Source organism: Gemmobacter aquarius, assembly GCF_003060865.1.
GTDB lineage: Bacteria > Pseudomonadota > Alphaproteobacteria > Rhodobacterales > Rhodobacteraceae > Paragemmobacter > Paragemmobacter aquarius.
Genome location: NZ_CP028918.1, coordinates 3,509,508 through 3,530,422 on the forward strand (window position 1 = coordinate 3,509,508; position 20,915 = coordinate 3,530,422).

General features: G+C 61.0%; 23 protein-coding genes and 1 pseudogene. 14 read left to right on the forward strand and 10 right to left on the reverse strand.

Going from position 1 to position 20,915, the window contains the following annotated elements:
* The first annotated feature begins 49 nt into the window (after window positions 1-49).
* From fzlA to HYN69_RS21970, 4 genes are all read left to right on the forward strand, one after another.
* Window positions 50-715 carry an FtsZ-binding protein FzlA gene (gene fzlA, locus HYN69_RS16965; protein ID WP_108436780.1) on the forward strand — a complete coding sequence of 222 codons (666 nt, stop codon included), beginning with the start codon at window positions 50-52 and terminating at the stop codon, window positions 713-715.
* Window positions 716-809: 94 nt separating this feature from the next.
* The gene (queG, locus tag HYN69_RS16970; protein ID WP_108436781.1) at window positions 810-1,859 is read left to right on the forward strand and encodes a tRNA epoxyqueuosine(34) reductase QueG; all 1,050 of its coding nucleotides are present in this window, start codon (window positions 810-812) and stop codon (window positions 1,857-1,859) included.
* A gap of 45 nt (window positions 1,860-1,904) precedes the next feature.
* On the forward strand, window positions 1,905-2,672 hold the full coding sequence (locus HYN69_RS16975; protein ID WP_108436782.1) for an SDR family NAD(P)-dependent oxidoreductase: 768 nt from the start codon (window positions 1,905-1,907) through the stop codon (window positions 2,670-2,672).
* Window positions 2,673-2,752: 80 nt separating this feature from the next.
* Window positions 2,753-2,887 carry a DUF1294 domain-containing protein gene (locus HYN69_RS21970; protein WP_216824620.1) on the forward strand — a complete coding sequence of 45 codons (135 nt, stop codon included), beginning with the start codon at window positions 2,753-2,755 and terminating at the stop codon, window positions 2,885-2,887.
* Here the strand turns inward: HYN69_RS21970 and tnpC are convergent.
* The 3 genes from tnpC to HYN69_RS16995 all read right to left on the reverse strand — a co-directional run bounded on the left by tnpC (window position 2,869) and on the right by HYN69_RS16995 (window position 5,211).
* Window positions 2,869-4,407: an IS66 family transposase gene (gene tnpC, locus HYN69_RS16985; RefSeq protein ID WP_108434424.1), complete on the reverse strand. Its 1,539-nt coding sequence runs from the start codon at window positions 4,405-4,407 to the stop codon at window positions 2,869-2,871. The genes HYN69_RS21970 and tnpC overlap by 19 nt on opposite strands.
* Window positions 4,408-4,486: 79 nt before the next feature.
* Window positions 4,487-4,840, reverse strand: coding sequence for an IS66 family insertion sequence element accessory protein TnpB (gene tnpB / locus HYN69_RS16990; RefSeq protein WP_216824621.1), 354 nt, complete (start codon window positions 4,838-4,840; stop codon window positions 4,487-4,489).
* Window positions 4,837-5,211: a transposase gene (locus tag HYN69_RS16995; RefSeq protein ID WP_108434425.1), complete on the reverse strand. Its 375-nt coding sequence runs from the start codon at window positions 5,209-5,211 to the stop codon at window positions 4,837-4,839. The genes tnpB and HYN69_RS16995 overlap by 4 nt, the downstream gene beginning before the upstream one ends.
* A gap of 169 nt (window positions 5,212-5,380) precedes the next feature.
* On the opposite strand from HYN69_RS16995, the gene HYN69_RS17000 reads away from it, so the two are divergent.
* Window positions 5,381-5,635: a hypothetical protein gene (locus tag HYN69_RS17000; protein WP_108436784.1), complete on the forward strand. Its 255-nt coding sequence runs from the start codon at window positions 5,381-5,383 to the stop codon at window positions 5,633-5,635.
* A 250-nt stretch (window positions 5,636-5,885) separates the two neighbouring features.
* On the opposite strand, the gene HYN69_RS17010 is transcribed toward HYN69_RS17000, so the two are convergent.
* Window positions 5,886-6,290: a MarR family winged helix-turn-helix transcriptional regulator gene (locus tag HYN69_RS17010; RefSeq protein WP_174213636.1), complete on the reverse strand. Its 405-nt coding sequence runs from the start codon at window positions 6,288-6,290 to the stop codon at window positions 5,886-5,888.
* Between the two features lie 143 nt (window positions 6,291-6,433).
* Here HYN69_RS17010 and HYN69_RS17015 point away from each other — a divergent pair, with 143 nt between their 5' ends.
* A complete protein-coding gene (locus HYN69_RS17015) occupies window positions 6,434-6,862 on the forward strand; it encodes an organic hydroperoxide resistance protein (RefSeq protein WP_108436787.1) in 429 nt (142 codons plus the stop codon).
* Between the two features lie 202 nt (window positions 6,863-7,064).
* On the opposite strand, the gene HYN69_RS17020 is transcribed toward HYN69_RS17015, so the two are convergent.
* The 4 genes from HYN69_RS17020 to HYN69_RS17035 form a co-directional block, all read right to left on the reverse strand.
* The gene (locus tag HYN69_RS17020) at window positions 7,065-7,721 is read right to left on the reverse strand and encodes a hypothetical protein (protein WP_108436788.1); all 657 of its coding nucleotides are present in this window, start codon (window positions 7,719-7,721) and stop codon (window positions 7,065-7,067) included.
* Window positions 7,721-8,365 (reverse strand): hypothetical protein, encoded by a 645-nt coding sequence (locus tag HYN69_RS17025; protein WP_108436789.1) that lies wholly within the window; start codon window positions 8,363-8,365, stop codon window positions 7,721-7,723. Before HYN69_RS17025 ends, HYN69_RS17020 begins: the two co-directional genes overlap by 1 nt.
* Window positions 8,366-8,466: 101 nt before the next feature.
* Window positions 8,467-9,519 carry a zinc ribbon domain-containing protein gene (locus HYN69_RS17030; RefSeq protein WP_216824622.1) on the reverse strand — a complete coding sequence of 351 codons (1,053 nt, stop codon included), beginning with the start codon at window positions 9,517-9,519 and terminating at the stop codon, window positions 8,467-8,469.
* A gap of 227 nt (window positions 9,520-9,746) precedes the next feature.
* Window positions 9,747-10,613 (reverse strand): branched-chain amino acid aminotransferase, encoded by an 867-nt coding sequence (locus tag HYN69_RS17035; protein WP_108436791.1) that lies wholly within the window; start codon window positions 10,611-10,613, stop codon window positions 9,747-9,749.
* 153 nt (window positions 10,614-10,766) lie between these two features.
* Here HYN69_RS17035 and HYN69_RS17040 point away from each other — a divergent pair, with 153 nt between their 5' ends.
* The 7 genes and pseudogenes from HYN69_RS17040 (at window position 10,767) to HYN69_RS17070 (ending at window position 17,047) form a co-directional block, all read left to right on the forward strand.
* Window positions 10,767-11,267, forward strand: coding sequence for a MarR family winged helix-turn-helix transcriptional regulator (locus HYN69_RS17040; RefSeq protein WP_108436792.1), 501 nt, complete (start codon window positions 10,767-10,769; stop codon window positions 11,265-11,267).
* Window positions 11,264-11,968 carry a response regulator gene (locus tag HYN69_RS17045; protein ID WP_108436793.1) on the forward strand — a complete coding sequence of 235 codons (705 nt, stop codon included), beginning with the start codon at window positions 11,264-11,266 and terminating at the stop codon, window positions 11,966-11,968. The genes HYN69_RS17040 and HYN69_RS17045 overlap by 4 nt, the downstream gene beginning before the upstream one ends.
* A 68-nt stretch (window positions 11,969-12,036) precedes the next feature.
* Window positions 12,037-12,962 (forward strand): annotated as a pseudogene (locus tag HYN69_RS17050) (histone deacetylase family protein).
* On the forward strand, window positions 12,959-13,198 hold the full coding sequence (locus HYN69_RS17055) for an exodeoxyribonuclease VII small subunit (RefSeq protein WP_108436794.1): 240 nt from the start codon (window positions 12,959-12,961) through the stop codon (window positions 13,196-13,198). The pseudogene HYN69_RS17050 and the gene HYN69_RS17055 overlap by 4 nt, the downstream one beginning before the upstream one ends.
* 50 nt (window positions 13,199-13,248) lie before the next feature.
* The gene (locus HYN69_RS17060; RefSeq protein ID WP_407925262.1) at window positions 13,249-14,058 is read left to right on the forward strand and encodes a polyprenyl synthetase family protein; all 810 of its coding nucleotides are present in this window, start codon (window positions 13,249-13,251) and stop codon (window positions 14,056-14,058) included.
* A 4-nt stretch (window positions 14,059-14,062) separates the two neighbouring features.
* Complete coding sequence (gene dxs / locus HYN69_RS17065; RefSeq protein WP_108436796.1) at window positions 14,063-15,976, forward strand: 1-deoxy-D-xylulose-5-phosphate synthase; 1,914 nt, start codon at window positions 14,063-14,065, stop codon at window positions 15,974-15,976.
* Window positions 15,977-16,042: 66 nt separating this feature from the next.
* Window positions 16,043-17,047: a serine hydrolase domain-containing protein gene (locus HYN69_RS17070; RefSeq protein WP_159082512.1), complete on the forward strand. Its 1,005-nt coding sequence runs from the start codon at window positions 16,043-16,045 to the stop codon at window positions 17,045-17,047.
* 108 nt (window positions 17,048-17,155) lie between these two features.
* Here the strand turns inward: HYN69_RS17070 and HYN69_RS17075 are convergent, their stop codons facing one another.
* Entirely contained in the window at window positions 17,156-18,151 is a 996-nt protein-coding gene (locus tag HYN69_RS17075) for a TerC family protein (RefSeq protein WP_108436798.1), read from the reverse strand.
* Window positions 18,152-18,393: 242 nt separating this feature from the next.
* A complete protein-coding gene (locus tag HYN69_RS17080) occupies window positions 18,394-19,242 on the reverse strand; it encodes an SDR family oxidoreductase (protein ID WP_108436799.1) in 849 nt (282 codons plus the stop codon).
* Window positions 19,243-19,399: 157 nt separating this feature from the next.
* On the opposite strand from HYN69_RS17080, the gene HYN69_RS17085 reads away from it, so the two are divergent.
* Window positions 19,400-20,878 carry an AMP nucleosidase gene (locus HYN69_RS17085; RefSeq protein ID WP_108436800.1) on the forward strand — a complete coding sequence of 493 codons (1,479 nt, stop codon included), beginning with the start codon at window positions 19,400-19,402 and terminating at the stop codon, window positions 20,876-20,878.
* Window positions 20,879-20,915 lie beyond the last annotated feature (37 nt).

Below are 20,915 nucleotides of genomic sequence, written 5' to 3' on the forward strand. Positions count from 1 at the left end.
CCGAGCGGGCAAGGAGTTCATCAAAGTTACAAAGGTGTGACCTGTCGTCATGATCCGACTTTATCATTTTCCCCTTTCGCCCTTTTGCCGCAAGGTCCGCCTCACGCTGGCCGAAAAGCGGCTTGAGGTAGAGTTGGTCGAAGAGCGCTATTGGGAACCATCGCCCGACTTTCTACGTCGCAATCCGGCAGGCAAGGTGCCAGTCTTGAAGATCGACAACAAGGTGTTGTCCGAAAGTCAGGCGATCTGCGAGTACATCGAGGAAAGCCACCCCGCGCCGCAATTGATGCCACGCGATGCCGAACAGCGCTACGAGGTGCGGCGGCTGTGCGCATGGTTCGATGACAAGTTTCAGGACGAGGTCACTTCCAAGCTGCTGTACGAGCGGATGAACAAGAAGATCATGGGGCAGGGCTATCCCGACAGCAAGAACGTCAAGTTCGGGGCGAGCCGGATCAAGTATCATCTCGATTACATGAGTTGGCTTCTGGACCAACGGCGCTGGCTGGCGGGGGATGTGATGACGCTGGCCGATCTGACGGCGGCGGCGCATCTGTCGTGCCTCGACTATATCAGCGATGTGGACTGGAACCGGTCGGCCACCGTGAAGGACTGGTATGCAAAGGTAAAGTCGCGCCCATCGTTCCGCACATTGCTGGCCGATCAGGTCCCGGGCTTTCCGCCGCCGCAGCACTATGCGGACCTCGATTTCTGACCTGTCACCAGCAGGATTTTCTGCGAGAATCCTAAGGGGGCATTCTGCCCCTGTCGCGACTTGTGCGACTCCTCCTAAGGATATTTGAGCCGGCATGAAAGATGCGAGCACTTTGAAAGCGGCCCTTGTGGCGCGGGCTTTGGAGGAGGGGTTCTCCAAGGTTGGCGTCTGTGCCCCGGATGCGGTGCCTGAGGCTGCGGGGCGGCTGGCGACGTGGCTGGCAGAAGGGCGGCAAGGGCAGATGGGCTGGATGGCGGATCGTGCCGATTGGCGCGGATCGGCAGCGGCCTTGTGGCCCGAGGCGCGGTCGGTCGTGATGCTGGCCGAGGCCTATACGCCCGAGCAAGATCCTTTGGCGGTGCTGGATCAGCCGGACCGGGGCGCGGTTTCGGTCTACGCGCAGGGCAAGGATTACCATGACCTCGTGAAGAAGCGACTCAAGCGGGTGGGCCGCTGGCTGATCGATCAGGAGGGCGGCGAGATCAAGGTTTTCGTCGATACTGCGCCGGTGATGGAGAAGCCCTTGGCACAGGCGGCGGGTTTGGGGTGGCAGGGCAAGCACACCAATCTTTTGGCGCGGGATTTGGGCAACTGGTTCTTTCTGGGGGCGATCTTTACCACAGTGGACCTGCCGCAGGACAGAGCAGAGGAAAGCCATTGTGGGACCTGCACCGCCTGTCTCGACATTTGCCCGACTTCGGCCTTTCCGGCGCCTTACCAGTTGGATGCGCGGCGCTGCATTTCCTATCTGACCATCGAGCACAAGGGTCCGGTGGACGAAGCGTTGCGCGGGTCAATGGGCAACCGGATCTACGGCTGCGATGATTGTCTGGCCGTCTGCCCGTGGAACAAGTTCGCCCAAGCCGCGCGCGAGGTAGGGTATCAGCCACGCGTCGGGGCACCGGAACTGGTGGAATTGGCCGCGCTGGACGATGCGGCGTTCAGAGCGCGATTTGCGGGGTCGCCCATCAAGCGGATCGGACGGGACCGTTTCGTGCGGAACGTGCTTTATGCGGTAGGTAATTCCGGGATACCTGCGCTTTGCGTGGTGGCTGCCCGTTTGGTGGACGATGCGGACGTTGCGGTGGCCGATGCGGCGCGCTGGGCATTGGGGCGGCTTGCGGGAACGGGTGGGCATGCCTAATCTGCGCGTTAATCTAGGTAAGCGTCACAAGGATGAGGTGTAGCGATGGCAGGGCGTTTAGCGGGAAAGATCGCAATCGTCTCGGGCGGGGCGACAGGGTGCGGCGGGGCAGCATCGCGCCTGTTCGCGGCCGAAGGGGCGGCGGTGGGGATCATCGACCGCAACGTGGCGGCGGGCCAGGCGCTGGCGGACGCGCTGACGACTGACGGCTACCGTGTGGTTTTCGCGCGTGCCGATGTGGCGGTGAAGGCAGAGGTCGAGGCGGCGGTAGCAGAGGTTGCAGCAGCACTCGGGCCGATAAACGTGCTGTTCAACCATGCAGGGACAATCGTCATCAAACCCTTCCTCGAGACCGAGGAGGAGGATTGGGACTTCCTGTTCGATGTGAATGTGAAGTCGATGTATCTTATGACCCGCGCCGTGCTTCCGCACATGCTGGCGCAGGGTAAGGGGGCGATCGTCTGCACATCTTCGATCAGCGCGGTCTATGCCACTCCGAATGAGGTACTTTACGATGCGACCAAGGGGGCCTGCCATATGTTTGCGCGGGCGATTGCCGTGGAGTTCCGCGACAAGGGTATCCGGTGCAACGCGATCTGCCCCGGTTTCATCGATACCCCGCACGGGCAGCGCGAGGTTGAGTTGCTGACGCGCTACGGGGTGGATGTGTCCGACGGGGCGATCAAGGCCGCGCAGGGGCGGTTCGGCCAGCCAGAAGATATCGCGCGGGCGGCGCTATATCTGGCGTCGGACGACGCCGAGTTCGTCACCGGCGCGCAGCTCTTCGTGGATGGCGGGTTCAGCGCGGTATGATCGCGCCGGGAACGACCGGGTTCCTGCTACTTTGTCTACTGGGATACGCGGTTTTCGCCAGCGTCCTCGGCTATGTCGCTATGGCCATCGACAAGCGCCGGGCCGGGCAGGGGGAATGGCGTGTTCCCGAGGGGACGCTGCTTTTGCTTGCGCTTGCTGGTGGGTGGCCGGGGATTAAGCGTAAGCGCTGTGCCGATCACACCATGACGGCGTAATTCCATGGGAGCAGGTCGCCGATCTGGCTTTGTTTGTGGCCTTTGACGATGGCGGTAAGCGTGTTTGCGAGCCAGACGTGTGGGTCGATCGCGTTCATCTTGCAGGTTTCGATGAGCGAGGCGATGACGGCCCAGTTCTCAGCCCCGGCGTCGTGGCCAGCAAAGAGGGCGTTCTTTCGGTTCAGGGCGATGGGGCGAATGGTGCGTTCGACGGTGTTGTTGTCGATCTCGACGCGGCCATCAGTCAGGAAGCGGCCAAGGCCGTCGCGGTATTTGGCGATGTAGGCAAGTGCTTCGCCCAAGGGCGACTTTGCGGAGGCGCGGGCGCGGTGGTAGGCCAGCCAGTCGTCGAGGCGGGCGAGGATCGGGGCGGAGCGGTCCTGCCGGATGGCCAGCCGGGTCGCGGGGGCAGTGCCGCGGATCTCGGCCTCTATGGCATAAAGCTCGCGGATGAGAGCCACGCCGTCCTCGGCAATCGGCGCGGGTCCGCTGCGGGTGATCTCGATCAACTTGCGGCGTGCGTGCGCCCAGCAATATGCGAGCTGAATGCCCGGACCGATCCGGTCCGCTGCGATCAAGCGGTTGTATCCGGCATAGCCGTCGACTTGGAGAATACCCCCAAAACCCTTCAATATCCGCTCAGCATGTTGCCCGCCCCGACCTGGGGCAAAGGTGAAGACCACGCCCGGTGGTGACGTGCCGCCCCACGGCCTGTCATCGCGGGCCAAGGCCCAGAAGTATCCGGTCTTGGTCTTTCTGGCCCCCGGATCGAGAACCGGGGCGCGGGTCTCGTCCATGAAGAGCTTGGTTGACCGCTTCAGGTCCGCCATCAGCGCGTCATGGACGGGGCGGAGTTCGAAGGCGGCGCGACCCACCCAATCGGCAAGGGTGGAGCGGTCGAGATCGACGCCTTGGCGGCTGTAGATCTGGGCCTGCCGGTAAAGCGGCAGGTGGTCGGCATACTTGCTGACCAGCACATGGGCGACCGTGGCTTCGGTCGGCATGCCGCCCGGGATCAGCCGCGCGGGGGCAGCCGCCTGAACCACGCCATCGGTGCAGGACCGGCAGGCATATTTGGGTCGGCGGGTGACGATGACACGGAACTGGGCGGGCACGATGTCGAGCCGTTCCGACACATCCTCGCCGATGCAATGCAGGCAGCCACCGCAAGCGCAGGTCAGGCTGTCCGGCTCGATGATCTCCTCGATGCGCGGCAGGTGCTTTGGCAGCAATCCACGATTGGCGGCACGCGGTTTGGCGGGGCGCTTGGCGGCCCGATCCGCGGCATCCTCTTCGGCATGGATCACGGCCATGGCCGTTTCCAGATCTTCCAGCGCCAGTTCGAACTGGTCCGGATCGCCCTTTTCCGATTTACGGCCGAAGACCGCCTGCTTGAAGGCCGCGACCAGCTTTTCTAGCCGTGCGATGCGCTCGTCCTTGCGCTTGTCACGTGCGTCCGCGGCAATCAGCATCGCCTTCAGCGCAGCAATTTCTTCAAGCAGATCAGCGGTCTCTGGCATGGCTGATGTTTACCAAACCACCATGGGCTATGCCTCCGGAAAGAGCACGATGAGTCATCCTGCCGCAGGGCAGAACCGGTCATTCCACGGCTTTGGGAGCCTTCGCCGCGACGGCCCGAACGCGCCGCCAATCGAGCCCCGCAAACAGCGCCTCGAACTGCGCATGGTTCAGCATCATGACCCCGTCCTTAACGGCGGGCCAGGTGAAGCTGTGTTCTTCCAGCCGCTTGTAGGCCATCACCAGACCGGTGCCGTCCCAATACAAGAGCTTCAACCGGTCCGCCTTCTTCGCGCGGAACACGAAGACTGTCCCGGTGAACGGGTCCTTGCGCAGCTCATTCTTCACCATCGCGGCCAGGCTGTCGTGGCCCTTGCGGAAGTCGATGGGCTTCGTCGCCACCATGATCCGCACCCGGTTCGACGGGAAGATCACGGGAAAGCCCGCAATGCCATGATCAGTTCCGCGAGCCGTGCCGCAGGTGTGGCAACATCCAGCCGTATCGTCACAGGGCCGATCAACAGATCAATCGACGCAGTTGAAACAGGCGTGTCCACTGCCTGCGCCGTCGCCACCGGCGCGGCGAACTCGGCTCCCGTTACCTCTGGCACGACCAGCTTGCCCTGCCGCGCAAGCGTCCGCCACGAAGACAGGTGGTTGGCCTTCACCCCATGCCGACCCGCCACCTCATTCACCGTGACACCAGGCACCAGCGTCTCCGCCACCATCCGGCCCTTCGCCTCGTCAGACCACCGCCGCTTGGCTGCCGGTGCTGCCAGCAGCTCCACAAAGCCGACGGCCTCCATACTGCGCTCCCGATGGACTCCCACTGACACCTCCCGTGCAAATCTCCACACGAGGGCGCATCGCAGCTTACGGATTCAGCAGGAAGGTGGGGTCGGCACAGCGCTTACGATTAAGCTGGCACAGCGGCGGCTGCGTCACAAGACCGTCAGCCAGCCGTTCCGTGCGCTGTTGACGCTGATCGGGCTGGCGCAGGCGGGGCTACTGCTGGCGGCGCTGGTGCCAGCCGCTTGGGTACAGCGCGCGGCGCAGGTGGCGGTCAACGTTGCCGCTCCGGCCGGAATCTCGGCGGTGCAGGCAGTGGGGAATACGGTGTCGGGCGTGGTGCGCGAGGTGCTTACGGTGCCGACGCCGCTGGACGAACCCGCGGAAAGCGAGACGGATCTGCCCAAGCGCTTCGGTCCCGGATCGGACGCTGGCGGCTGATGGCTTGCGTGCCCATGTCGGGGAAGGTCCGGCTTCAGCGACTCGGGGCGGCGGTGCTAGGATCAGTGCATCGGGAGGTAGGTCATGTCACGTCATCTTGCAGACCACGGACATTCGCGCGGCTCGGGGAGGGTGCGGGCATTTTTTCGCATCGCGCGGCAGGGTCGGGGGTGGTGGCACCGAAGCGAGAGTGTGGCGAGTGGGAGGAGGGTGGTGGAGTTTATACGGCTGGCTCGCGGGTACCAAGAGCCTAGCGCGGGCGCATCCTGTTTCGGAGGGCTGTCAGGTCGTCGCGCAGCGTAGCGGCTTCGGTTTGGCCAAGCCCCGTGAGGTCAAGGAAACATTGCGGGACAGAGGCGGCTTGTTCGCGAATGGCGTGGCCCCTTTCGGTTAGGTTCAGTCGCACTTGCCTTTCGTCGGCCGGATCCCGGCTGCGCGTCAGGTAGCCCGATTGCTCAAGCCGTTTGAGAAGCGGGGTGAGGGTGTTGCTGTCGAGGCGTAGTGTGGCGCTTACCTGGCCCACCGTCTGGCCGTCTTGGGACCACAGCGCAGCGAGAGCCAGGTATTGCGGATAGGTGAGCCCTAGCGGGTCAAGCAGGGGCTTATAGGCTGCCTGCATCGCATGTGCCGCAGAATAGAGCGCGAAGCACAGCATTTCCGGCGGTGTTAAGGGCGGTTTTACAGACATCGCTCAAAGTTATATCGTACACGATGGAAGCGCAAGCGATTGACAGTCGGTGAGAACTGCTGCTATTAATATCGCATACGATATAATCGCAAACGATAAAGGAGAAATCCATGGGTATCGACCCGAAGTACTGGACCGAAGCACAGGCGACCGGAGGCGGGCGGAACGGGCTTGCCAAGCTGGCCGATGGAAAACTGACGGTGACGATGACAAGCCCCAAAGAGTTGGGGGGTTCGGGTGCTGGGCATAACCCGGAAGAGCTGTTCGCGCTGGGTTATGCTGCCTGCTATTTGGGTGCGATGCGCTACGTGGCCGGTCTCGAGAAGCTAGGTGCAGTGCCGGATGCGGCAACCGTGGACGCACATGTTGCGATCGGCGGGCGCAGCGAAGGGGGGTTCGGGCTGAAGGTAAAGCTTGTCGTGACTATGCCGGGAGTCGAGCGCGGAGTGGCAGAAAGGATTGCCGAGCGTGGTCATTTCATCTGCCCCTATTCGCACGCGACCAAGGGAAACATCGAAGTCGAGACCGTGGTCGCCTGAGCCACCCGATTGATAAAGGAAAACGCCCGGGCGATGACTGACGCATTCCGTCTGGTAGGACATGGACCTGCCAAGCGGTGCCGGACAGTCCCTACTGTCCGCTTTGGCTCTCGCCAGCTTCAACCGCCAGATCCGCAAGATCTGGCGGTCGATGTGTCAACTGGATAGTCACCTTCACCATTCCTGTAAAATGCAGTCAGTTTCAAGCCAATGCCATTAGGTATCCAATTTTGCTTGCAGCGCGCAGAATTTCTGGACTGAGGCTTGGATCGTTGAGGGGGCGATGAAATCTCGGGGCAGAGGGAAGGGCGTTCGTCGATTTTTCGTAGAGAGCAAAGGCATCACACCCTCCGCCCATCGAGGGTGGATAGACGATACCATCTACGTCTGGGAATGCTTCGTATAGCGCCTTACTCCATCTTTGTGCACGCCCCTTCGCGCCAGAGCTAATGGCAGACGATGCTCCCATTCTGGTGACAAACGGGCCTCGCAGATCCAATAGCTTCAGTTCGCGTTCTGTCGAAAAAGCGGTGAACCAGGGATTGTTGAGATCGGTGTCTATGACCCGACTCAATTGAAAGACTTCAGCCAAGCAAATCCCGAGACCGGAGAGGGCTCCTTTACCTGCAGCGTAGTAGATTCCTCGTAAGCCTGTGGTTGGATTTCCTGCCGGATCTCTCTCGTGATGATCGAACCGTGAGCCTGCCGGCCCCCGGAAGCGGAATTCGTTCCACTCAACGGGGTGGAATCCACCTCGAAAGAAGATACGACACAAAGCAGTGCCTTTGGGCAACACGAGAATATCTGGCTCAACCGTGCGCAGGACGGCGGGTGCTGGTGGTTCTGGGAACTTCGGCATCAGATGTCAGCAGCCAGCTCCGCAACTACCTTGGAGTCTTCACCTGCCATAAGCCACTCAACTGGCGTCATTGCATCGCCATTTGCGTCCTCGAGATCAGGCTGTGGCGTCATGAAGAATCCGTAGATCGTCAAAAGCTTCACACCTGGTCGAACTGCAGCAAGCACCTTTCTCAAGCCAGGCAATTCGCCGTTCTCAGTGAATTGGAAGGCCGGAATGAGGTGGGAGCGACCATCTGATCCACGAATGGAGAGGAGATCACCTTCGCTGATACGCTGGCGAAGTCTACCGTTCGTCACGCCGAGGCGATTGGCCGCAAAGCCGATCGGAAGCGCTGTTGCCCGGATGTGGCCCAGCAAGCCGGCAGATTTCAGGGCTTGGTCCATGCTTGCAGCGCCGCTTTTGATGCCTACACCAACGTCTTCCAGAGCCTGCGCTTCATCGGGAAGCAGAGGCTCTCGATAACCTTTGATCAAGAGACGATACCTGTCATCCGTCGCCAAGGCTCGCAAAGCAGCAATGTAGTCGAGCTCGGCACCTGGCGTGCCCAGGAGCTTCACTGCGCTCTTGAGTTCTGTTGCTACATCTTCGTCTGTCGCGGCAATGCCCATAGAATCGCTCCATTTGCTAACGATAACATACATCGTTAGTTTGCGTTAGTAACGTTTGCTATGCGAAGAATTTCGGTCAATAGTGACTGCGAGAATGGGGATGTAGATCGCGCCAGAACAACAGCGCATGGAGATTATCCCGCTGACACATCAGCCCCCAGATCTTGTGGATCCGGTGGCTGTAGTTTCTTTGTCAGCAAGACCTCTGCGGCTGCTTTTGAGGCCCGGTAATAGGGACTGCTGAGCACCGCAGCCGGGATCACCCGATCCCGGGTCGTGATACGCTCGAGATGCCGCCTTATGGTGGCTTCGAGGCTTTGCGCCTTTGTGAGACGCGCTCTCCGATCGAAAGCGGACCGTCCGCTATCCAGATTGCGCGCCGCATTCACATCGGCGTGGATCTCGTGGCCACAGGAGCGGTACGAGAAGTCGGACTGGGTCTTGCGGTTCGCCTTCGAGACGAACCCGCACTCCGAGCAAGTCTGTGACGAGTAGGCCGGGTTCACCTCCGAAAAGGTGATGCCATACCGCTCCTCGAAATCCTTCATCTTCGAGCGGATCACCACTCGGCCCGACCGGGCCAGAATGCGGTTCAGCCACAGCGACAGACCGGGCGCACGGAAGTCAAGCTTCTCGAGCACCACATGGGCCGGGCGCTTTTGCATGATCACCCGGTTCAGCACCCGACCGATCTCGGTCTTGAGGAAGCCCCGGAAGGCCGCGACCCGCGCGCGATACCGCCGCGAGTGGTTCGGCTTGAGGCCTTGCTTCTCGCCCTTGTGGGGCCCGGACGCCATATTGATCGGTTCACGGGAGAACCACGCGCCAGCTCGGTTGATCGTCAGCAGCTGGTGTCGCACGGCATCATCGACTGTCGATCGTAGAACGGTCTCTTTGAAGTCGTTGGACCGGTTGGACATGAAGCTGTCGAGCTGACGCACCACTTGGTAGCGCAACATCTGCACCCGCACGGCACCGACGCGGGTCTTGGCGCGCAAGATACGGGGCGATCTGGCCTCGCCTGCTGCCGAGACCATCTTGTTGAAGCGTCCCGTCTCGAAGAAGCGTTGCCCTTGATCGGCGGCGACATCTGGAGCCGCGCCCCTCATGGCGCGAAGCACATCAAGGGCTTCCCGGATCTTGCCGGGATTGGCGTCGCTCAGAGGAAGGTGGTCGCAGCGCTTCATCACCAAGGAATATTGGCCGTTTTGGCCGGAGACGAAGCGGCAACACCACATTTTGTGGCTGATGTGTCAGCGGGATAATTCCGACAGCGCATTATCGTTCCTGCGGACGGTCAGCGTGAAAAAGCATAGGCTCGCCGGGAGGTGTTCGGCGAGCCTATGCGTTTGTGTCCTACAAGCCGGAATGCGTCAGGCGATGGCGCGGGCGTTTTGCTGTCAAGAGTTTGGTGTCAGGCGCGAACCAACGCCTCGTACTCCGTCGCCACGCGGCGGGTGATGTCGCCGACCTCGAACGTATACTCGCCGATCTGGCCGACCGGAGTCACCTCGGCTGCCGTCCCCGTAAGCCAACATTGTTCGAAACCAGCCAGTTCATGCGCTTCGATGTGGCGTTCGTGAACCTTGATCTGCATGTCGCGAAGCATGCCGATTACTGTCTGGCGGGTAATGCCGTTCAGTATGCAGTCGGGGGCGGGGGTGTGGACCTCGCCGTCCTTGACGAAAAAGATGTTGGCACCGGTCGCCTCGGCCACGTAGCCGCGGTAGTCGAACATCATGGCGTCCGAACAGCCTTTGGCCTGGGCTGCATGCTTGGCCATGGTGCAGATCATATAGAGACCCGACGCTTTCGCCTCGCACGGGATGGTTTCGGGCGATGGACGTTTCCACTTGGCGATGTCGAGCTTCGCACCCTTCATCTTAGCGTCACCGTAATAAGCGCCCCATGTCCAGCAGGCGACGGCAAGGCGGACGGGGTTGTTGAGCGAGGCGACACCCATTTCGTCGCCCGCGCCGCGATAGGCGATGGCGCGGATGTAGGCGTCCGTCAGGCCGTTGGCCTTGAGTACTTCCTCTTTCGCGGCATTGATCTGTTCGACGGTGTAGGGGATTGGCATGTCGAGCATCTCGCCGGATCTCAGCAAGCGGGCGGAATGTTCCGAGGATTTGAATATCTTGCCGTTGTAGCAACGCTCGCCTTCGAACACGCTCGATGCGTAGTGCAAGGCGTGGGTGAGGATGTGGACGTTCGCCTGACGCCATTCCACCAGTTTGCCGTCCATCCAGATGAATCCGTCGCGATCGTCGTAGCCAGCCATTTGCCCTCTCCCACGGGTAAAATTTGCGAAAGTTGCGTAATTTAGGTCCGAAACGGACATAAAGTTGCGCAAAACCGGTGAGGTGGCTAACAGTCTGCGCTTGGAAAGTCAACAAGGCTGACGTAAATTTGGCGGGAGTGACAGGAGCGCGCGATGGTTGATGGTGCAGGGGGCGGCGAAGGGCTGCTGTTTCTGACGGACGAGCAGTTGAGGAAAGGCATCGAAGCGATGTTCTTTGCCTATCGCGGGTTCACGGCCGATCCTGACCGCATTTTGGAAGGGATGGATTACGGGCGGGCGCATCATCGGGCGATTCACTTCATCCATCGGTCTCCGGGGACGACTGTGTCGAACCTGCTGGCGATACTGGGGGTGACGAAGCAAAGCCTGAACCGCGTGCTGCGAAGCCTGATCGAAGATGGGTTGGTCGAGCAGCGGGTCGGACGGGCCGACAAGCGCGAGCGGCATCTGCATCTGACGGCCAAGGGGGCCGAGTTGGAGCGGGCGCTCTCGGACGCGCAGCGTGCGCGGATGCGGGCAGCCTATCGTGCGGCAGGGCCTGCGGCGGTTCAGGGGTTTCGAACGGTACTGGAAGCGATGATGGACCCGGAAATGCGCCGCCAATATCAGGGACTGAGGGACTGGAACCTATGAATGAATTGCAGCCACATCTTCTCGTTGTCGACGATGACGAACGTATCCGGGGCTTGCTGCAAAAGTTCCTGATGCGGAACGGCTATCTGGTCACCGTCGCCCGTGACGGCGCACAGGCGCGGCGGCTGCTTGGCGGGCTGGAATTCGACATGATCGTTCTTGACGTCATGATGCCCGGCGAAGACGGAATAACGCTGACGCGGGATCTCCGGGCGCGACTTGCGGTGCCGATCTTGCTTTTGACGGCGCGGGGCGAAACGGCGAACCGGATCGAGGGGTTCGAGGCAGGGGCCGATGACTACCTGATCAAGCCGTTCGAGCCAAAGGAGCTGCTGCTGCGGATCAATGCGATCCTCCGTCGGGTGCCGGTTGCGAAACCGGCAGAGCCTGCGCCCAAGGTGTTGCACATGGGTGCGGTGCGTTATGACATGGACCGCGGCGAATTGTGGCGGGGCGTCGATGTTGTGCGTCTGACTGCTACCGAGGCGGCCTTGATGCGGATCTTTGCCGCACAACCCGGTGTCGCCATTGCTCGGGAAAGGCTGGTCGGCGATCTCGGACGCGGGGCCGAGGACAGCGCGCAGGAACGGGCTGTGGATGTCCAGATCACAAGGTTGCGCCGCAAGATCGAGGACGACCCCCGACAACCCCGCTATTTGCAGACCGTGCGTGGCGAAGGCTATATGCTGCAACCGGACTGACGGCCCACCGGCCGTGGGGCCTTGCGCTGGACCGTAACGCGTTGGGTTCGAGATAAAGGGGTGGACGGATGGTGACGCTGGTTTTTACCCACTCCGATTTCCTCGGCCACGAGACTCCACCAGGGCACCCTGAACAAGTGGCGCGGCTGGGCGCGGTAGAGCGCGGACTGACAGGGTTGGAAGTCGAGAGACGCGAAGCGCCCCTGGCCGACGAAGTGGAGGTTTTGCGTTGCCATCCAGCTTCCTATCTGGCCCGCGTCAACACGGCAGTACCGGTCAAAGGATGGGCCCGGCTTGATGGCGACACTTACCTTTCACCGCGGTCGTTGACCGCAGCATTGCGCGGGGTCGGGGGCTGCGTTGCGGCGGTCGATGCCGTGATCTTGGGTAAGGCGCGAAATGCCTTTGTGGCGGGTCGCCCCCGGGGCATCATGCCGAAACGGCGACCGCGATGGGCTTTTGCCTGTTCGGCAATGTGGCGATTGCGGCGAAGCGTGCCTTGGACCAGCACAGTCTGAAACGCGTGGCGATAGTCGATTTCGACGTGCATCACGGCAACGGGACCCAGGATTTGCTGTGGAACGAACCACGCTGCCTGTTCGTCTCGACCCATCAGATGCCGCTCTATCCCGGCAGCGGCGCCGAGACCGAGCGTGGAGCACACGGGCAGATCTTGAATGTTCCGTTGCAGGCAGGTTCCGGCAGCGCAGCGATGAGGTCGGCATACGAGGCGCGCGTATTCCCCGCATTGGAAGCCTTTGCGCCGGAATTCCTGCTGGTATCGGCGGGTTTCGATGCCCATGTGGACGATCCGCTGGCCAATCTGGAATGGCATGCGGACGACTATCGCTGGTTGACGGGGCGGTTGTGCGACATCGCCGACACCCATTCGGGTGGGCGGATCGTCTCGACACTCGAAGGGGGATATGATTTGCAGGCGTTGGAGGCCTGCGTGACGGCGCATGTAGGCGTGCTAGAGGAGCGAGGACGATGAGCGACAAACCCGTGGCCGAGATGAGCTTCGAAGAAGCGATGGCGGCGCTGGAGCAGGTGGTCAACCAACTCGAGCGGGGCGATGTGGCTTTGGAGCAGTCTATTGCGCTTTACGAAAAGGGCGCTGCCTTGAAGAAGCATTGCTCCGACAAGCTGGCTGCAGCCGAGGCCAAGGTCGAGATGATCCGCGCACAGGAAGGCCGCGCAGTCGGAACGGCCCCCGCGGAGGGACTGTGAGCTTCAGGCAAATTTTGGCGGCCGATGCGGACCGGATCGAAGCGCGCCTCATGGCAGCTCTGGTCGGACGGGCCGATGTGCCGGTTGTCGACGCGATGCGTTACGCCCTGCGCGGTGGCAAACGGCTGCGCGGCTTTTTGGCTTTGGAATCGGCGCGGATGCTCGGTGCTCCCGATGCTCTTGCCGCTGCGGCAGCGGTCGAGGCTTTGCATGCCTATTCCCTTGTCCATGACGACCTGCCCTGCATGGATGACGATGACTTGCGGCGCGGGCAACCGACTGTTCATGTGAAGTGGGACGAGGCGACTGCCGTTCTTGCTGGCGACGCGCTTCAAACACTGGCTTTCGAGTTGTTGTGCGACCCTGCTCTCGGGCCTGCGGATGTGCAGGTTGCACTTGTCGTGGGTCTGGCCAAGGCGTCCGGGGCCGAAGGGATGGTGCTTGGACAAGCGCTGGATATTGCGGCCGAGACGGTGGCAACGCCGCTTACGCTGGTGGACATAACCCGACTGCAGGCAGGCAAGACGGGGGCGCTGATACGCTGGTCGGCCGAAGCGGGTGCGATAATGGCTGGCGCCGATCCGGCTCCGCTACGGAACTATGCGACTGCTTTGGGATTGGCCTTTCAGATCTGGGACGATGTGCTCGATGTCGAGGGCGACGCGGCCAAGGCGGGTAAGCGGCTGCAAAAAGATGCCGAGGCCGGCAAGGCGACGTTCGTCTCGCTCTTGGGACTGGCCGAGGCAAAAGCAAGGGCCTTGCATTTGATCGATGAGGCCGAGGCGCATCTGTCGCCCTATGGCACAGGGGCAGTGAACCTGATAGCGGCGGCGCGGTTCGTGATTGCGCGGGAAAGTTGAGACAATGAGCAAGAAACCCGTCACCCCCATTCTTGACCGCGTGCACCTGCCTGCGGACATGAAGTCGCTGTCCGACCGTGAATTGCGGATGGTGGCTGACGAATTGCGGGCCGAGACTATTTCTGCCGTATCCGAAACCGGCGGCCATCTGGGCGCGGGCCTCGGCGTGGTCGAGCTGACGGTTGCCATTCACGCCGTGTTCGACACGCCCCGCGACAAGCTTGTCTGGGATGTCGGGCACCAGTGCTATCCGCACAAGATACTGACAGGGCGACGCGATCGCATCCGAACGCTGCGGACGGAAGGTGGGCTGTCAGGCTTTACCAAACGGTCGGAAAGCCCGTTCGATCCTTTTGGTGCAGCACATTCCTCGACTTCGATTTCCGCCGCTCTGGGGTTTGCCGCAGCGCGCGACCTCGGCGGCGATCCCGGCGATGCCATTGCGGTAATCGGCGATGGCAGCATGAGTGCCGGCATGGCCTTCGAGGCTATGAACAATGCGGGGCACCTGAAAAAGCGGCTTTTCGTCATTCTGAACGACAACGAGATGTCGATAGCCCCGCCCGTCGGTGCGCTGTCTGCCTATTTCACACGGCTTTACACGGGTGCTCCGTTTCAGGAATTCAAGGCGGCAGCGAAAGGTGCGGTATCCCTTTTGCCCGAGCCGTTTCAAGAGGGGGCACGTCGGGCAAAAGAAATGCTCAAGGGCATAGCTGTCGGCGGGACGCTGTTCGAGGAACTGGGCTTTTCCTATGTCGGACCGATTGACGGGCACGATCTGGAGCAACTTCTGGCAGTGCTGCGAACTGCCAAATCGCGGGCGACGGGGCCGATGCTGATCCATGTAATCACCAAGAAAGGCAAAGGCTACGCCCCGGCCGAGGCTGCGCGGGACAAGGGGCACGCGACGGGCAAGTTCGATGTGCTGACCGGCGTGCAGGCCAAGGCGGCATCGAATGCACCAAGCTATACCAAGGTCTTCGCCCAAGGGCTGATTGCCGAGGCAGAGCGCGATGACAAGATCGTTGCGGTGACTGCTGCGATGCCGGACGGGACGGGTTTGAACTTGTTCGCCGACCGCTACCCAAAGCGAATCTTCGATGTGGGCATCGCCGAGCAGCATGCAGTGACCTTCAGCGCCGGTCTGGCGGCAGGCGGGATGAAGCCTTTTTGCGCGATCTACTCTACCTTCTTGCAGCGCGGTTACGATCAGGTCGTGCATGATGTGGCGATCCAACGCTTGCCCGTGCGCTTTGCAATCGACCGCGCCGGATTGGTTGGCGCGGACGGAGCTACACATGCAGGGGCATTCGATATCGCGTTCCTTGCCAATCTGCCCGGCATCGTCGTGATGGCCGCAGCCGACGAAGCCGAGTTGATGCACATGGTTGCGACCGCAGCGGCGCATGACGAAGGACCGATTGCGTTCCGCTATCCCCGTGGCGATGGGGCAGGCGTCGATTTGCCCGTGCGCGGTGTGCCGCTGGCAATCGGCAAGGGCCGCGTGATCCGCGAAGGCGGTCGCGTTGCAATCGTATCCTTCGGAACACGTCTGTCCGAAGTGATGCGGGCTGCAGAAGCGCTGGTTGCGCGGGGGATTGCTCCGACCGTGATCGATGCCCGCTTCGCCAAACCGCTGGACCGCGACCTGTTGCTTAACGCCGCGCGAAACCATGAGGCATTGGTGACCGTCGAAGAGGGCGCTGTCGGAGGATTTGGCAGCCATGTCGCGCAATTGTTCGCAGATGAGGGCATTTTTGACCGCGGGCTGAAGTTCCGTTCGATGGTTCTGCCCGATATCTTCATTGATCAGGCCAGCCCCGAACGGATGTATGAAGTCGCAGGCCTCGACGCGATGCAGATCGAGGCGCGGGTTCTGGCGGCACTGGATGTGGCGGTCGTGGGCAGACGGGCCTGACCGATCTTTTGAGGGTAGAAAGTTATGTGGCGAGTGATTTTGGCGCTAGGTTTGGCGCCGTCTGCCGTGTCGGCGGAACCGGTCCTTCCCGGGGTGGATGCCGAAGTCAGGCAAGTCGTTGGCGACGAGACGCCTGGTCTGGCAGTACTCGTCACGCGCAACGGCAAGGTGGTTCACATGGCCGGATATGGTCTGGCCGATATAGACAGCGAGACGCCGGTTACGCCGCTTTCGATATTTGACCTTGCCAGCGTCTCCAAAGAGATGACCGCCTTGATGGCTGCCATGCAGATCGAGGAGGGAAGCTATGAGCCCGATACGGTTCTCACGGACATTCTGCCCGCACTTGGCGACGGCGGAACCGACCGGCCACTGACCGTGAATGATCTGATCCATCACATCGGCGGCTTGCCCGATTATCTGAACGGGACGCTGGACTATGATGAAACAACCATGAATGAAGACGTGATCGCTTGGCTTTCGGGTGAACCGCGCGAGGCCGAACCGGGCGACGTGTTCTCCTATTCCAACAGCGGGTATGTTACGCTTGGTTCAGCCGTGGCTGCGATGGACGAGGCCGACTCGTTGGCGACAGTGCTGTCTGGGCGCCTGTGGGGGCCGTTGGCAATGACCATGACCAGCCTGAAAGAGCCAGTCGATCCAAATCTGGCCGTCACAGGTTATGACGGAACCGGCGGTGACTTCGCGCCTTCGCATGAACCGACGGTGATCGAAGGCGATGGCAACGTGTTCACCAACCTTAAGGATCTGGCAAAATACGAAGCGGCCCTTTCGCGGGGCGACCTGCTCGAGGACATGTCGGTGCTGTTCACCAACGGCGTCATGGCAGACGGAAGCCCCATAGATGACGACGGGCAAGGTTATGGCTACGGCTGGTTTCTGGAAGAAATAGATGGAAGCGACTATGCGATGCATTCGGGAAGCTGGATGGGGACATCGACCTATTTTCAACGCAACCTGACCACCGGCGTTAGCGTGATCCTGCTGGCGAACGGCGAAAGCATCAGCCTTGATGCGCTTGCCTTGAATGTGGAACTTGCGGCGGATTAAGAGCCACAGTGCGCTTTTGGACGGCGCCTCGAGACGGTTGCTTTGGCACATTTTCGAAAATGACAACGCCCGAAGCGCGGGGCTTCGGGCGTCACCTTGTTTACCGTGTCAAACCGTGGACGCAGCTTTTTCGTCCGGCGCCTGACCTCTTGTCTTCCATATCGACACCGCAACCCCGGCGCCGAGAATGGCGAAGGTGATGCCCAGCGACCATGCGGGCGGGAATTTTTCCCAACCGAACAGGTCGGCGATGAATATCTTCGATCCGATGAAGACCAGAAGCAGCGAGAGCGCATATTTCAGGTAGGCGAAACGGTGCAAGATCGCCGCCAGCGCAAAGTAAAGGGCGCGCAGGCCAAGGATTGCGAAGATGTTCGACGTATAGACGATGAAAGGGTCGGTCGTGATGGTGAAGACTGCGGGCACCGAGTCGACCGCGAAGACGAGGTCGGCGATTTCGATCAGGATCAGCGCAAGGAACAGCGGCGTTGCATAACGCGTGATCTTGCCGGTTTCCGGATGCGGCTGGCGTACGAAGAATTCATTGCCTTTCACCTCGTCCGTCACGTTCATGCGGCGGCGCAAGAACTTGAGCAGCGGGTTGCCAGAAAGGTCGTGCGGCTTTTCCGAAACGAATAGCATCTTGATGCCGGTGAAGATCAGGAACACGGCAAAGACGTAAAGCACCCAGCCGTAGTTGGCCACGATGGTCGCGCCGAGCGCGATCATGATGCCGCGCAGCACAATCACCCCGAGGATGCCCCAGAACAGCACGCGGTGTTGATACTGACGCGGAATGGCGAAGAACGAGAAGATCAGCGCTATGACGAAGATATTGTCGAGCGCCAGCGTCTTTTCCACCACAAAGGCGGTCAGATACTGCGCCGTCGCCTCGGGGGTGAGTTGCCACCACACGAAGCCCGCGAAGCCGAGGCCGAGGGCGATATACATTGCCGAAAGTTTCAGGCTTTCAGCGACACCGATCTCGTGGTCGTCTTTGTGCAGGACGCCAAGGTCGAGCACCAACAGGCCGACGACCAAGGTGATGAAGACAAGCCACATCCAGACCGGCGTGGCGAGGAAGGGAAGAAATAGGAATTCCACCGAAGGGACCTCTCTGTTTGCTACACACGCCGAGAGGTCAGCCAAATACCGGGCATGACATCGAGCGCACTCGATGCGGTCCGACATCACGACATCAACATGCCGTCAGAGGGGCCCGGTCCGCAACGTTCGATATGGAGGTACGCCGCTGGCGTTCAAGGGTTCGTGAATGGTTTTTTTTGCGCGCCCTGCGATTTTGCGCGCCCTGCGATGCAGGTCGCTCGGTTCCATGGGCAAACCGATCAGCCGCGGACGCCTTCCGCCGCCAAAAGGGCGGCTAGGCCCTCGTGATAGGACGGGTAGATCAGGCGGACACCAAGTTCGGTCTTGATCCGGTCGTTCCGGACGCGTTTGGATTCAGCGTAAAAACTACGAGCCATAGGCGTCATTTCTGCTTGGTCATACGGAATTGCTTCGGGTAGCGGGAGACCAAGGAGTTCCGCAGCATGACCGATGACATCCTCCGGCGGAGCAGGATCGTCGTCGCATATGTTATAGATCGCGCCGGGGTTCGGGCGGGCGATAGAAGCGGTAAGCGCATTTGCGATGTCATCCACATGGATGCGCGAGAAAACCTGCCCCGGTTTCAAAATGCGGCGGGCGGTGCCATCGCGGACCTTTTCGAACGGGCCGCGACCGGGGCCATAGATCCCGGCCAGACGGAAAATATGAAGCGGCAAACCAAGGCTGGCCCACTCGGCTTCGGCAAGCACGCGGGCGGCGCCACGACGGGTGGTCGGAGAGAGCGCTGTCGTTTCATCGACCCATCCGCCCTGATGGTCGCCATAAACGGCGGTGGTAGAAAGATAAGCTGCCCACTCGGGCCGTGCTGCCGCAAGTTCGGCCCGATGCTCGCGCAGGATCGGATCCCCCTCGTCATCAGGTGCGACGGAGGAAAGGATATGCGTCGCGGATGCGATCGCTTCGGAAAGCGCGCATGGCAAGATCAGCGCCTCGACACCGTCAGCCAGCAGTTCTGCGGCTTTCGTTGCAGACCGCGTCGTGCCGATCACGCGCCATCCCTGCGGGATAAGGCGACGTGACAGGGCACGGGCAGAATAGCCGTGGCCTATGGAGAGCAAGGTTTTCATCCTGCGACTATCAGGTGCCGCTGCAATGGCTGCAAGAGGGGCCATCCCGAAACGCGGGCATGAGTGGCCTGTTGCGCTGCCTTTGTCTCAAAGCCTTCACTTGCGCGAGTGATCCGCTTCCGGCTTAGATGGAGGATGAGAAATGAAATGATGTGATATGCAAGAAGACGCCCTGCCGGTATTGATGCCGGATTACCCTGCCCCGCAGGCATTTTACGACCCGGCTGCTGCAGTCGACCGGCTGGAGCAAATCTACGATGCCGCGACCAGATTCCTGTCGCAGCATTTCGCAGCCTCTATCACCGGCCAAAAACCGCAAGCACGGGTGCGTGCCTTCTACCCCGAAATCCGTTTGACGACGACGAGCCATGTGAAGACCGATTCGCGTCTCTCGTTTGGCTATGTCGCCGCGCCGGGCAGCTATTCCACTACGGTAACGCGGCCGGGGCTGTTCAGGAATTACCTGATCCAGCAGTTGGGTCTATTGATCCAGAACCACGGGCAGCCGGTGGTGATCGGTGCGTCCAACACCCCCATGCCAGTGCATTTCGCCGTCGCAGGGAACCCGAATGTGACGATCCCGCAGGAAGGCGTGCTTGAGTTCAGCCTGCGTGATGTCTTCGACGTGCCGGACCTTGCCACTACCAATGATGACATCGTCAACGGCACACGCCAGTTCCATCCGGACGGTTCGCAACCCTTGGCTCCGTTCACGGCACAGCGTGTGGACTATTCGCTTGCGCGGCTGGTGCATTACACGGCGACCGATGTCGAACATTTCCAGAATCATGTACTTTTCACCAACTACCAGTTCTATGTCGACGAATTCGAAGCCTATGCCCGCAAGATGCTTGCCGATCCGGTCTTGGGCTATTCCGCCTTCGTGGCGCCCGGAAACCAGATCATCACAGACAGCGGCGCGATCTTGCAGCAGGCGGCAAAGATGCCGCAAATGCCGGCCTATCACCTGAAACGGCCTGACGGTCAGGGCGTCACTCTGGTCAACATCGGCGTCGGGCCGTCGAACGCGAAAACCGCGACCGACCATATCGCGGTCCTGCGCCCACACGCCTGGCTGATGGTGGGCCATTGCGCCGGTCTGCGGAATTCGCAGTCGATGGGTGATTTCGTGCTGGCCCACGCCTATTTGCGCGAAGACCATGTGCTGGACGCCGACCTGCCGGTCTGGGTGCCTATCCCGGCCTTGGCGGAAATCCAGATCGCTCTGGAAGATGCCGTGGAAGAGGTGACGCAGCTCGAAGGCTATGAACTCAAGCGCATCATGCGGACCGGAACGGTTGCCACCATCGACAATCGCAACTGGGAGTTGCGCGACCAGTCGGGGCCGGTTCAGCGCCTGTCGCAATCGCGGGCCATCGCGCTGGATATGGAAAGTGCGACAATCGCTGCCAACGGATTTCGCTTTCGTGTGCCCTATGGAACGCTGCTGTGCGTGTCCGACAAACCGCTGCATGGCGAGTTGAAACTGCCCGGCATGGCGTCCGAATTCTACAAGACGCAGGTTGCACGGCATTTGCTGATCGGGGTTCGCGCCATGGAACTGCTGCGCGAAATGCCGATCGAACGCATACATAGCCGCAAGTTGCGCAGCTTTGACGAGACCGCCTTCCTGTGAGCTTTCGGCCGAAAACCCTTGCCTATTCTAGGCGGGC